The 13,882-nt window shown below is 35.5% G+C and carries 10 protein-coding genes and 1 tRNA gene; 4 read left to right on the forward strand and 7 right to left on the reverse strand.

The features are described 5' to 3' along the window. The 4 genes from DZ858_RS07845 to DZ858_RS07860 form a co-directional block, all read right to left on the reverse strand. Positions 1-1,242: a TolC family protein gene (locus tag DZ858_RS07845; protein ID WP_117159009.1), complete on the reverse strand. Its 1,242-nt coding sequence runs from the start codon at positions 1,240-1,242 to the stop codon at positions 1-3. Next, positions 1,239-5,093: an efflux RND transporter permease subunit gene (locus tag DZ858_RS07850; protein ID WP_117159010.1), complete on the reverse strand. Its 3,855-nt coding sequence runs from the start codon at positions 5,091-5,093 to the stop codon at positions 1,239-1,241. The genes DZ858_RS07845 and DZ858_RS07850 overlap by 4 nt, the downstream gene beginning before the upstream one ends. A 105-nt stretch (positions 5,094-5,198) precedes the next feature. Beyond that, positions 5,199-5,615 (reverse strand): HYC_CC_PP family protein, encoded by a 417-nt coding sequence (locus tag DZ858_RS07855; RefSeq protein WP_117159011.1) that lies wholly within the window; start codon positions 5,613-5,615, stop codon positions 5,199-5,201. 85 nt (positions 5,616-5,700) lie between these two features. Further along, positions 5,701-5,774: transfer RNA gene (locus tag DZ858_RS07860), tRNA-Arg, on the reverse strand. 103 nt (positions 5,775-5,877) lie between these two features. Between DZ858_RS07860 and DZ858_RS07865 the strand changes: the two genes are divergently transcribed. Further along, the gene (locus DZ858_RS07865) at positions 5,878-6,390 is read left to right on the forward strand and encodes an adenine phosphoribosyltransferase (protein ID WP_117159012.1); all 513 of its coding nucleotides are present in this window, start codon (positions 5,878-5,880) and stop codon (positions 6,388-6,390) included. On the opposite strand, the gene DZ858_RS07870 is transcribed toward DZ858_RS07865, so the two are convergent. From DZ858_RS07870 to DZ858_RS07880, 3 genes are all read right to left on the reverse strand, one after another. After that, complete coding sequence (locus DZ858_RS07870; protein WP_117159013.1) at positions 6,384-6,539, reverse strand: SsrA-binding protein; 156 nt, start codon at positions 6,537-6,539, stop codon at positions 6,384-6,386. The genes DZ858_RS07865 and DZ858_RS07870 overlap by 7 nt on opposite strands. A gap of 66 nt (positions 6,540-6,605) precedes the next feature. Further along, complete coding sequence (locus tag DZ858_RS07875) at positions 6,606-8,438, reverse strand: M56 family metallopeptidase (protein WP_117159014.1); 1,833 nt, start codon at positions 8,436-8,438, stop codon at positions 6,606-6,608. 1 nt (position 8,439) lies between these two features. Further along, the gene (locus DZ858_RS07880) at positions 8,440-8,793 is read right to left on the reverse strand and encodes a BlaI/MecI/CopY family transcriptional regulator (protein WP_117159015.1); all 354 of its coding nucleotides are present in this window, start codon (positions 8,791-8,793) and stop codon (positions 8,440-8,442) included. A gap of 229 nt (positions 8,794-9,022) precedes the next feature. Between DZ858_RS07880 and DZ858_RS07885 the strand changes: the two genes are divergently transcribed. From DZ858_RS07885 to DZ858_RS07895, 3 genes are all read left to right on the forward strand, one after another. Further along, a complete protein-coding gene (locus DZ858_RS07885) occupies positions 9,023-9,982 on the forward strand; it encodes a calcium/sodium antiporter (protein ID WP_117159016.1) in 960 nt (319 codons plus the stop codon). Positions 9,983-10,146: 164 nt separating this feature from the next. Beyond that, positions 10,147-12,333: a glutamine synthetase III family protein gene (locus DZ858_RS07890; protein WP_117159017.1), complete on the forward strand. Its 2,187-nt coding sequence runs from the start codon at positions 10,147-10,149 to the stop codon at positions 12,331-12,333. Between the two features lie 411 nt (positions 12,334-12,744). Then, positions 12,745-13,761, forward strand: a complete 1,017-nt coding sequence (locus DZ858_RS07895) for a hypothetical protein (RefSeq protein WP_117159018.1) — start codon at positions 12,745-12,747, stop codon at positions 13,759-13,761. Positions 13,762-13,882 lie beyond the last annotated feature (121 nt).

Raw genomic sequence — 13,882 nt, forward strand, 5'->3', positions numbered from 1 at the left:
TTAGTTGGTTAAATAGTTAATGTTTGCAGATTGTACGTAATATTCCTTAATAGCTTCAATTTGTTCGAGTTGGAATTTTAATTGCAACTCTTGAATGTCCAAAACATCATTAAAATCAATGGTGCCAGTTTCATAATTTTTAATTAAGATTTCTTCTGCATCTTTTGCTTGCTGTAGGTTTTTTTGTTGTGTGTTATAAGTTATTCGTGCTGTTTCCAATTTGCTTTGCGTGGCTTTTAACGCATTTTCAAGTTTGTTTTGTTGCTCTTCTTTTTGAGCTTTGATTTCCTGTTGTTTCAGCTTGTTTTGTTTTGAAATGGACTTGTACTTTGAATTAAAGATGGGGATAGATACCGAAACCATAGGCATGACAATGTCTTTTCCGTTATCGGTAAAATTCATATCGGGTCGTTCGGCAACCGGAATATAATCTAAACCTACTCCTAGATTAGGCTGTAACTCTTTTTGATTCAGTTCTTCTGAAGAAGCGACAGACTCATATAATTTATCATATTGTAACAATTCAGGATGAAGATTGAGGTTTCCCACTTCCGAAGTCATTTTTTTTGAAGGAAGAAACAACGAATCTACCACAGTAACCGAAGCTTCTTTATTTTTGTTTAAAAGTGTATTAAAGTCACTTTGTTTTGCTATAAAAGCTTGTTGCAACACTTCTTTCTTCTGAAGCAATTCGTTTTGTCTTATTTGTAATTTTAATACATCTACCGCCGAGGCATTGGCAACTTCAACCGAAGTTAACGCCAATTCTTCATACGTTTTTAAAAGTTCAATGTTTTCATCTAAAATGGTCTGTTTCGCTTGGAGAGCATATAACTGATAATATTTTTCAGAAATAGATAAAGCCAATTTACGTTTTGAAATAGCAAGCTTCACATAATCAGCTTCAGCCATTGAAGTAGCATATTCCTCTCGTGCTGAAAATGTACCAAACCACGGTATCATCTGCTTAACCGAAAACCGTGCCTTTTGTGCTCCAGTACGGGTTTCAGGCTCACTAATAAAATATCCGGCACTCACTTCAGTATTCGGAAGTGTATTACTTTCGTTTACTTTTTCTTCAGCAATATTATAACGCAATTCCACGGCCTGAATATCAGGGTTGTTTTGCTGCGCTTCTTGAATATAGCTTTCCAAGTCTTGCCCACTGCTTACTTGACTTAGAAAACAAGCGGCAAGAATCAGGACAAACCTGTTTATTATATCAATTTTTATAGTTTTCATTTTAATTTGTTTTTAGGTCTTGATTCATTATTCTCAATCCTTTGCTTCTTAGAAAGAACTGTTTCCGCTCGCCAACTATATAATACCGGAACTACAAACAGGGTGATTAATGCAATAAGCATCCCACCAAAACTAGGAATCGCCATCGGGATCATAATATCGCTTCCGCGACCGGTTGAGGTTAAAATGGGTAGTAAAGCAAGAATTGTTGTAGCCGTTGTCATCAAGCAAGGACGAATCCGTTTTTTTCCAGCTTCAATAACAGAACTTCGAACTTCATCTTTTGTGGCAGGCAGGTTTCTTTTTAAGGTTTGTTTAAGGTACGTAGCCATCACCACGCCATCATCTGTCGCAATACCAAATAAGGCAATAAACCCAACCCATACGGCGACACTTAAATTAATGGAATGCATTTGGAAGAGGTCTCGTAAGTTTTCTCCGAAAAAACCAAAATTTAAAAACCAGTCTTGCCCATACAACCAGATCATAATAAACCCACCGGCGAACGCAACAGCTATTCCGCTAAACACCATAAAAGAAGTAGCTACCGATTTAAATTGGAAATACAGGATTAAAAAGATAATTAATATCGCTAACGGAACAACCACAGAAAGTGTTTTTTCAGCCCGCACTTGATTTTCATAGGTACCAGTAAATTGATAATTAATCCCTTTTGGGACGGTCAATTCGCCAGCATCTATTTTATCTTGTATCGCTTGTTGTGCAGTTTCTACCACATTTACTTCAGCAAAACCATCAAGCTTATCGAAAAGCACATAGCCCACTAAAAAGGTGTCTTCACTTTTTATCACCTGTGGCCCTTTTTCGTAGCGGATATCAACTAATTCTCCTAAAGGAACAGGACTACCCCCTTCAACCGGAACATAGATGTCTTTTAAATCGGCTGGGTTTTCTCGTAACTCCCGAGGATATCGAACACGAACCGAATAGCGCTCTCTACCTTCTACAGTTTGCGTTAGCGGCATACCACCAATGGCTACTTGTAAGGTTTGTTGTACCGTTTCAATGGAAATTCCGTACCTAGCTAACTTATTTCTGTCAATATCTAATAGCAAATAAGGTTTTCCCACAATGCGGTCGGCAAAAACAGCTTGTTCTTTTACACCTTCCACTTGCTTTAAAATAGTTTCCAGCTGCATGCCAAAGGCTTCAATTTGTTTTAAATCTTGGCCTTTAACCTTAATACCCATAGGTGCTCGCATCCCAGTTTGTAACATGACCAAACGGGTTTCTATAGGCTGTAATTTTGGGGCTGAGGTAACACCCGGTAATTTGGTGACTTTTACAATTTCATTCCAAATATCGTCTGGTGCTTGAATTTCAGGACGCCAATTTCGGAAGTATTCGCCATCTTCATCTGGAATTAATTGAGGTCTCGATACACTGCTCGTACCTCGCAGTACTCGACCTGACATTGCGTCTTTCTGGTTTTCGAGTGATTCTGATTGCAAATTAGAATTGTATCGAGAAGACCCTTCGGCTGATTTCATATTACTATTTTCAACCAAACTACCATCTTTCAGCATAAACAACCCGTCGTCATTCACTTTAAAGCGTTGTGGACTTCCGCTTTCATTCAGCATATATTCCGATTTGTATTGAATGATATTTTCATACATGGAAAGTGGCGCAGGGTCGAGCGCTGACTCGGTGCGGCCAGCTTTGCCGACTACGGTTTCAACTTCAGGAATACTGGCAACGGCCATATCTAATTGTTGTAACACCCGTTTGTTTTCTTCTACACCCGCATGGGGTAGGGAAGTGGGCATCAATAGGAAGGAACCTTCATTTAGCGATGGCATAAACTCTTTTCCGGTGTTTTTCATAATTAAAAACCCTAGAATAACGATAACGGCAGGGACGGATAAGAACAATGCTTTGTTTTGTAGGCACCAATTTAAAATTCGGGTGTAGTAACGCATAAAAATCCAGAATACAGCCAGCAGCCCAAAACAGATAAAGCTTACAAACAATAAATTCATAATCAAACTTCGGTCAAAACCTAATGGGCGCCAATATTCAGCTAATAGAAAGACGATCGCTATAGCTGAAATAATAATGTTAATCGTATTGATTCGCTGTTCTCGCAGTACTAATTTGTCAGAAAAACGAGCTGCAACTTTTGGGTTTTTTAGGAAACCAGTTGCTCCAAAAGCTATAAGGGTGAGTCCTAGCCAATACCCATAAGCGACTGCTACGATTCCCGCGAGCAACAAAAATGAATGTAAAATATGACTAAAAACAGATCGTATGTTTTTCTTTCTAAAGAGAAACGCAGCAAACGGTGGAATTAAGAACAGGGCTACAATAATAGAAGCCGTAAGTGCCATGGTCTTTGTGAACGCAAGCGGGCGGAAGAGTTTTCCTTCGGCGCCAATCATCGTAAATACCGGAATAAAACTGATAATAGTAGTTAAAACAGCTGTAAGGATAGCACCAGAAACTTCAGCAGTTGCATTATACACCACATTGTTTATAGGAAGTTTGTCTTTGTTTTCTTCTAGGTGCCTAATAATATTTTCTGAAAGAATCACTCCAACATCGACCATGGTACCAATAGCAATGGCAATACCCGAAAGTGCAACAATGTTTGCATCTACATTGAATACTTTCATGGCGATAAAAACCATCAATACGGCAACGGGTAATAATCCAGAAATAAGGATGGATGCCCGAAGGTTAAAAACCATAATTACGATGACCAAAATGGTTATCAGAATCTCCAAAGTCAATGCTTCGTTTAAGGTGCCAAGGGTTTCTTGTATTAATTCGGTTCGATCATAGAAAGGAACAATTGTAAGTTGCGAGGTGCGACCATCGGACAATGTTTTTGAAGGAAGACCAGTGCTGAGTTCGTTTATTTTGTCTTTAACATTAGTAATTACTTCCATTGGGTTGGCTCCATAGCGAGCGACTACTACACCGCCAACTACCTCGGCACCTTCTTTATCTAAAATTCCACGCCGAGTTTCGGGGCCTAGACTAACTTTTGCAATCTCTTTGATGCGAATAGAAGTAAAATCTTTGGAAGTAATGACCGCATTTTCAATATCATCAATCGATTGAATATATCCTAAGCCTCGTACCAAATATTCAGCTTTATTGATTTCTAATGTTTGGGCACCAATATCTTGGTTGCTTTGTTTTACAGCTGATACAACTTGGTCTAAACTAATGTTGTATTGACGCATTAATTCAGGGTTTACATCTATTTGATATTCTTGAACGTAGCCACCAATGGAAGCGACTTCAGAAACGTCACTAGCTGAGGAAAGCGCATATTTTACGTAGTAATCCTGAATGCTTCGTAGTTCGTGTAAATCCCAACCGCCAGTAACGTTTCCGTCTTTGTCGCGACCTTCTAAGGTGTACCAAAAAATTTGTCCTAATCCTGTGGCATCAGGTCCTAATGATGGATTTACTCCTTCAGGAAGTAGGCCGGAAGGGAGTGAGTTCAGTTTTTCGAGGATTCTACTTCGGCTCCAGTAAAACTCTACATCTTCTTCAAAAATGATATAGATGCTCGATATTCCAAACATAGACGAACTTCGAATGGTTTTTACACCAGGAATTCCAAGTAATGAAGTGGTTAACGGATAGGTTATTTGGTCTTCTATATCCTGTGGTGATCGGCCTTGCCATTTGGTAAATACAATTTGTTGGTTTTCACCAATATCTGGAATGGCATCAACAGCAACGGGGTCGGTTGGTAAAATACCGGTGTCCCAATTAAAGGGTGCGGTAACAATACCCCAACCAACAAATAAAACAAGTAACAAGACTGCTACCAGTTTATTTTCTATTAAAAATTTAATGCCTTTATTTAGCATATGCTTTGATAATTAAACAGTTAAAAAAAGATTGCGAGAAGGTCACAAACAAAAGGGTTTGCTCTTTAGGTTTTGCTAAAGAGTAAAAGGGCACTGTTTAAAATATCAAATAAGGAAAGTCTGGTGTAAGACGGAAATATCTTTAGTGAGAACGGGAGGGGAATAATAGTTAAGAGAATCATTACTTTCTTCAACCGTTTCAAAAAGGTCTATATATGAATAAACAAAAGTAGCTATGAAGGTTTGCTGCTCTAAAGAAAGATTTTCAAAAGAAAGTTTTAGATTATCTTCTCCCTCTACAATAAGTTGTTTGTCCTTACAGCAAGAATCTTTAGTAATAGTAGAATCGCAATTTATTGGAGAAGTTTGTGACTCCATACCACAAGTTTTCACGTGTGATGTAAAACTGTAATCTACTAATAGTTCTCCACAATAATGCATGTTCACAGTGAATGACATAGTAGTGAAGAGCACTAAAAATGCCATAGAAACTGCACCAAATTTGTGAAATACTTGTTTCATACTAATTGCAAAGATAGTAATTTTTGAAATAGAAGAGTATTTATAAAAAAAACCACGCTCTTGGGAGCGTGGTTTCTTGAAGTTGTGACCTTGCCAGGATTCAAACCTGGAACCTCCTGAGCCGTAATCAGGTGCGCTATTCAGTTGCGCCACAAGGCCTTTTTGCTTGAAACAACATAGAAAAATAAAATTCCATTTGTTTCGGGGTGCAAATATATTTCTTTTTACCTTTATAGACAAAGCACTTTCGTAAAAAATTACAATGGATATAGAAAAATACATTCGTGAAATACCAGACTTTCCAAAAACGGGAGTAAATTTTAAAGATATAACCCCTTTATTGGCTAGCGCAGATGCTACTTCTTTTTGTTTAAAACAATTGCTAGCGTTAACCGAAAATCAAAAAATTGATAAAGTCGTAGGGATTGAATCTCGAGGTTTTTTATTTGGAACCTTGTTGGCAAAAGAATTAGAGGCTGGTTTTGTTCCTATTCGTAAAGCAGGTAAGTTACCACATGATACGTTAAAACAACCATATGCGTTGGAATACGGGATGGATGCCTTGGAGATTCATGAAGATGCTATACAAAAAGGAGATAAGGTATTATTGCACGATGATATCTTGGCAACAGGAGGAACTGCTAGAGCAGCTTGTCAATTGATAGAAAAATTAGGTGGTGAGATTGTGCAATGCAACTTTTTAATTGAGTTGGAATTTTTAAAAGGAGCTAGCAAAATAAAAACGTATGACGTACGATCTTTACTTTGTTATTGATTTATAGCATTTTTGGTAACCCAAAGTTTATACCCAAATAGCGCCAATTGAAACTTGGAAGCTTTAGAAAGATCAACTCCTTTTTTGGTGAAGTTAGGTAATATCTTTTTGTTGAGTTTTGCTAGTGCCTTAAAAAACTGCTTTTTCATATCTATATAAAAGTAAAAAAAACCTTCCTGAAATGAGGAAGGTTTAAGAAATTTATAAGAGTTGTCTTATTGTTTTGTGGTAATTTCAACAACCCCGTTAACCCCTTTTCCGCCATATTTTTTTAGTGCTTTTTTACCTTTTAGCACGTTTATTTTTTCAATGGCATCTGGAGATAGTAGTTTTAAAGCTTTTTTAGGAGTTTCTTTTCCATCAACGTAATAAACAGGGTCTTTATTTTTTATATCAGTTTTGTATTTTACAACCGTCCCTGCTTCGTTAACATAATTTCCGTCTTTATTTATCTGAAAACGGTTTCCGTTAACTTTAAAGTAGCTAGAGTCTTTCATAACATTCATTCGTAGCCTTGCATCAATTTTCATTTCTTTCATCTTTTTTTTCATTACTTCCATACGCTCCTTTTGCACCGTTTCCATTTCTTCTTGACGTTCTTTCATCTGCTCTTTTACCTTTTCCATTTCCGATTTGCGTTGTGAAATCATTTCATCACGCTGTGCCATCATTTCATCACGCTGTGCCATCATTTTTTGACGCTGCATTTTTTGTTCTTCGGTTAGAACAGTCCTCGAACTGATGGCTCCATTTTCTGAAACAGCGAGAACAAAATTATTTATTGGCTGACCACTACTCACGCTATAATTATTGTTATTACCCCGTTTATCACTATAAGCAATAGAAATACTAGTAATTTCCCCTTTACTATTAAAGTTTAGGTTGCTATAATTAAAAGTAGCGTTGTGTTCTTTTTTAAGTCTTTGCTTATATGCTTCTAGCTCTTCAACTGTTGTGTTTTTAGTGATATGTACTTGAAATCCTTTTACTGAATCTTGCTGAATAGTATTGTTTCTTTTTTCCGAAGAAAGAGAAGGTGTTACATTACTATTGTTTGTTGACTTTACTGAAGCACTCGTTTTATTATCTGGCTTACTTGCGGTATAGGATATTTGTTGTTTTTTTGAAATGTCCTTTTCATTTTTTTGATTAGTATTAACAACTGAGGATGGTTTAGCCTCTGCGTACTGTACTTTTTTATTAACATTAAAACTCCAGAGGAACAAAGCCAATAAAGGCAGGATCGTGGTAAGTTTTAACGCATTTACTTTTTTTGAATTCTTTTTGTTTAACATAACGATTCGTTTTTTAGTGAATGATTGATAAAAATTAGTAGTCAACGCTGGAATAGTAGAAGCAGATGAGGCTTTCACCAACGCTATTTGGTATTCTTTTTTTGAAGAAACCATAGCAACGGTTTCTTGGTCGGCAATGTATTCCAGATTTTCTTTCACACTTTTCTTATAAAACCAAGCAATGGGGTTGACCCATTGAAATTGGGTTATTAGGTTGGCTACTAAAATATCTATAGAATGCCATTGGTGCGCATGTACTTTTTCATGATTTAATATCATAGCAAGTTCTTCTTCACTGTGTAATGAAGGATTGTAGACTATATAATTAAAAAACGAAAATGGGAGGATAGTTTCATTTATAGCAATGTATTTGAAACCATTTTTGGTAGTATTGGGATGCTTTTTTAACAGTAACAGTAGCGAAAAAAGTTGTTTTAAAAACCGAATAAAAAATACAGCTGCAACTATGAAATAGAAAACCCCTGCAATGTACCACCAATCTATTTGTTGAGGTGTTGTTGCCAAATAAGCTGGAATTTCTTCAGAATATGCTGCTAAGTTTGTTTTGGGAGTGGAAATAGTAACTGTTTTGGTAAATTGAATAATAGGAACAACAAAAGAAAGAAGGAGTCCGCTTATTAGAAATAGTCTGTTGGTTGTAAAATGAGTATCACTTTTTAAAAGTACCACATAAACGACATGGAATAGCGAAAGGACTATTGCGGCTTTACCTATATATATAAGGATATCCATATTATTTGTTTTCTATTAACTCTAATATTTCTCGAAGCTCTGTAGCGCTTATTTTTTCTTCTTTAGCGAAAAAAGAAACCATGCTCTTATAACTGTTGTTAAAATATTTTTTAGTGGCAAGGTTCATATAGCGTTCGGTGTATTCAACTTTACTAATAACAGGGAAGTATTGGTGTGTTTTACCATACGCAGTGTATGATACAAACCCTTTTTCTTCTAGATTTCGAACAATAGTTGATACTGTATTATAATGATTTTTTTCAGGCAAGAGGGCTATAATTTCTTTAACAAAGCCTTTTTTCAGCTGCCAGAGCGCTTGCATTATTTCTTCTTCTTTATTTGTAAGTCGTTCCATATAGGGGTAAATGTAAAACTATTAATCTAGTTATAAAACTATTTTAGTAGTTATATAACTGAAAATATAGTTTATTGTTGTGTTTTCGATACAATTTTTTAATCCTTTACGATCTTACAAATTCACTCAAACACCCAGATATGAAATTGCACTTCGTAATTTGTATTTCATATTTTGTACTTCGAAAATCGTACTTCATTTTAGTATCTTCGCAGTTTAAAATTATTTTATGGGAGTTTCTATACTTTTTGTTTTTCTTGGTTTATTACTATTGGTTGTAGGAGGGGAATTTTTGGTGCGTTCTTCCGTAGCCTTGTCCTTTAAACTGCGCTTGTCAAAAATGGTAATTGGTTTAACGGTAGTTTCTTTCGCTACGTCGGCCCCAGAATTATTGGTGAGTATAGAAGCGGCACTTAGTGGTTTTAGCGATATTTCTTTAGGAAACGTAATAGGCTCAAATATTGCTAATATTGGTTTGGTACTTGGTATAACGGCTTTTATTTCGCCTTTGGCTATAGATAAGGATTTTTATAAATTCAACTGGCCGGTGATGATGTTTCTTTCCATTGCACTTTATTTTTTGTTGAAAAGCGGAAATGGATTAAATAGAATGGAAGGAGTTGTATTCCTTATATTATTAGTTTTATATCTGTACCTTTTAATTAATCGAGCTAGAAAACAAAAAAAATCAAAGCCAGTAGATGATGGAATCGATGATGGGCTTTCTAAAACTTCTAATTTCAAAATAATCATTTGGCTTGTTTTAGGGGGTCTAGGTTTGTGGGGCGGAAGTGAACTATTAGTTACAGGTGCTGTGGATATGGCAACGGCATTAGGAGTGACAGAGCGTGTTATTGCTGTAACAATGATCGCTATTGGTACAAGTGTTCCTGAACTAGCTGCATCGGTAATTGCAGCAATAAAGAAAGAAAAAGCAATTTCATTAGGGAACTTAATAGGTTCAAACATCTTTAATATTGCTTCGGTATTAGGAATCACCGCAATTATAAAGCCCATAGCAATACAAAGCCAAGAGGTGTTGACCAATGATATTTTCTGGATGTTAGGTTTTGCAGCAATTTTAATTCCATTAGCATTTCTTCCAAAGAAATTTGAAATAGGCAGATTTAAAGGATTGTTTATTCTTGCGTCTTATGTAATATTTATAAGTTTAGCTCTTCTTGAATAATTAAAGTTGCTTAAAATTATATTATTTATATTTTAACCCCTGTAATTTTAGGGGCTATTATTAATAAATAGTCATTTATTAATAAGTTAACATTAAAAATTAGGGGGTGTAAAAAAAATAAACCTATTTTTGCTCCATTCTAATTTTAAATAAAGTATATCTGTATGTCAACTTTACGATTTCACGCAATCAAAGAAACCTTTAACAGAAAACCTGTAGAAGTACAAGAACCTGAACGACGTTCCGCTATCTTCGGAAAAAACGTATTTAATGAGTCGGCCATGCGCCAATACTTAACAAAAACCTCTTACAATAGTGTAATGGATGCTATTGAAAATGGAAAGAAAATTGAACGTAGTGTAGCAGATCACATTTCAACAGGAATGAAAGAATGGGCCATTTCAAAAGGAGCAACCCATTATACACACTGGTTTCAGCCTTTAACAGGAGCAACTGCTGAAAAACACGATGCTTTTTTTGAAACTATTGATAATGGTCAGAGTATCGAGAAGTTTGGTGGTGGACAGTTAGTACAACAAGAGCCAGATGCCTCTAGTTTTCCTCACGGTGGAATAAGAAATACCTTCGAAGCTCGTGGTTACACAGCTTGGGATCCTACTTCCCCTGCTTTCTTGTATGGAACTACATTATGTATTCCAACTGTGTTTGTTTCATATACTGGAGAAGCGTTAGATTATAAAACACCATTATTGCGTGCATTACAAACAGTAGATCAAGCAGCAACCGCTGTAGCAAAATATTTCGATAAAAGTGTAACGAAAGTAAACCCAACTCTTGGATGGGAGCAAGAATATTTTCTTATTGATAAAGCACTGGCATTATCCCGCCCAGACATTATGCTTTCCGGTAGAACTTTATTAGGACATTCTTCACCAAAAGGACAACAGTTAGACGACCACTATTTTGGTTCTATACCTATGCGTGTCCTTAATTATATGCGTGATTTGGAAACTGAATGTATGTTATTGGGTATTCCAGTGAAAACAAGACATAATGAAGTAGCTCCCAATCAATTTGAATTAGCACCAATTTTTGAAGAAACCAATCTCGCCGTAGACCACAACTCCTTATTAATGGACTTAATGGACAAAATAGCAGATCGTCATAACTTTAAAGTGTTATTCCATGAAAAGCCATTTGCAGGTGTAAACGGAAGTGGAAAGCACAACAATTGGTCATTGGCTACTAATACGGGGGTTAATTTATTAGGTCCTGGAAGTACACCAATGAAAAACCTTCAGTTTTTAACCTTTTTCATTAATACTCTTAAAGCTGTCAATGATCACGAAGAATTGTTAAGGGCTTCAATTGCAGGAGCAAGTAATGATCACCGTTTAGGCGCTAACGAAGCTCCGCCAGCTATAATTTCAGCATTTATTGGTTCACAATTGACTGATGTTTTAGATGAATTAGAAAAAGTAACCGACGGAAAACTATCTCCACAAGAAAAAACAGACCTAAAATTAAATGTGGTTGGTAAGATTCCTGAAATTTTAATGGATAATACAGATAGAAACCGTACTTCTCCTTTTGCCTTTACGGGTAATAAATTTGAGTTTCGTGCTGTAGGTTCTACTGCAAACTGTGCTAACCCAATGACAGTGCTTAATGCAATCGTAGCAAAACAGTTGATTGACTTTAAGCAAAAAGTTGACAAGCTTATTAAGGACAAGAAAATGAAAAAAGACGATGCTATCTTTAATGTATTGAGAGAATATATTAAGGACTCTAAACGCATACGTTTTGAAGGTGATGGCTATGGAGAGGCTTGGGAGAAAGAAGCAAAAAAACGTGGTCTAAGTAATAATAAAACAACTCCAGAAGCTTTAAAAGCAAGAGTTTCTAAAGAATCTATCGCACTGTTTGAAGAACTTAATATAATGAGTAAAGTTGAGGTTGAGGCTCGTTATGAAATTGAAATGGAAGAGTATGCAATGCGTATTCAAATTGAAGGAAGAGTTTTAGGCGATATTGCTAGAAATCACATAATCCCTACGGCTATTCAGTATCAAAATATATTGATAAGAAACGTTAGGGGGTTAAAGGAAATTTATGGAGACAACTTTAAAAAGTTTGGGGGAGAACAATTAAACCTTATCGAAAAGATATCACATCATATTGAAAGTATTAATAAAGGAATCACAGAAATGATAGAGGAACGTAAAAAAGCAAACAAGATTGAAAATGCTGAAAAACGGGCCAAAGCATACTGTAACAAGGTAAAGCCTTATTTTGATGATATAAGGTATCACTGTGACAAATTAGAGCTTTTAGTAGATGATGAGATATGGCCTTTAACCAAATATAGAGAGTTGTTGTTCACTAAATAGTTTTAACATAATTTTAACATTTGCTTTAAAAAGTCGTTTAACGGTAGTTGAACGACTTTTTTATATGTACGTCCTTTCTTGTTAATTTAATTAATAAGAAAATTCCTACAATTTATTAAAATTTCAAGCTTATACGTGTTAACACTTATTATTGTTTGTATTTTTTTTTGCAAATTTGGATTGTATTTCAGTGGGATTGAAAACTGAAATATAACTCCTCATTTAAGTCCCTTAATCGCTCAAGACATTATTATTGTATGTTAATATCTGTTTAGTAGAACAGACATTAATTTAAAAGTGATCAAGTATAACTTGATTACATACATAAAGCATCACATTATTTATATAGTAGTATTAATGTGTGGATTTTTAAAACCAATATAAATCAATTAGTAACTAAATTTTTAAATTATGAAAAAAGTGTTTTTTTGCGCAATCGCGCTAATGTTAGGAACTGCAGCTTTCGCTCAGTTTAACCAGAGTTTTGTAAATCAAACTGGTATTTTAAATGGATCTTCTGTAAATCAAGATGGTTTCTTGAACTTTAACTTTACAGACCAATTAGGAATTTTAAATGCTTCTAATGTAGAGCAGGATGGAGCTTTAAACTTTTCTGATACAGACCAAATAGGTTTGGCTAACAGTTCAGACGTTGACCAAGATGGTCTTGCAAACGGATCTACTGTACTTCAAGTTGGAGCGTTTAATGCTTCTACTGTTACTCAGTTAGGAATTGCAAACGGTTCTTCAGTAACTCAGTTAGGTATTGCAAACACATCTGATGTTGACCAGACAGGAGCTTTTAACGCATCTGATGTTGATCAGTTAGGAATTGCAAACGACTCTGATGTTGACCAAATTGGTATTGCAAACGATTCTGATGTTGATCAAACTGGAGCGTTTAACTCTTCTACTGTAGGGCAGTTGGGTATCGGTAACCAATCTGATGTAACTCAAACTGGTCTTGGAAACAACTCTACTGTAACTCAAATAGGAATTGCAAACAATTCTGATGTTGACCAAACAGGACTTGGAAATGGATCTAGCGTTCTACAATTAGGAATTGGTAACCAATCTGATGTTGATCAAATAGGAGCTTTTAACGGTTCTGCTGTTAATCAATTAGGTATTGCAAATAACTCTACTGTAGGTCAGTTAGGTATTGCAAATACTTCATTAGTAAACCAAGCTGGAATAGCAAATGGTTCTATAGTTGGACAATTAGGAATTGCTAACGATTCAGAAGTAAACCAATTAGGATTGGCTAACGGTAGCCTTGTATTACAAGCAGGTGTATTAAACACATCTCTTGTTAACCAAGCTGGTGCTTTAAACGGTAGCATTGTATTACAAAGCGGGTTAGGACACAACAGTGTTGTTAACCAATTAGGTGTAGCTAATGGATCATTGGTTGTTCAAAGCAACTAAGATATAGTTTAGTATAAACATATATCTTTTGAAATATTAAAAAGCATGGGGGCATTTTAAAAATGCCCTTATGCTTAATTAAAAGACAATAAATTCTTATATTTACTTAAAGAATTGTTGT

It is taken from the genome of Marixanthomonas ophiurae, assembly GCF_003413745.1.
In the GTDB taxonomy this organism is placed as follows: domain Bacteria; phylum Bacteroidota; class Bacteroidia; order Flavobacteriales; family Flavobacteriaceae; genus Marixanthomonas; species Marixanthomonas ophiurae.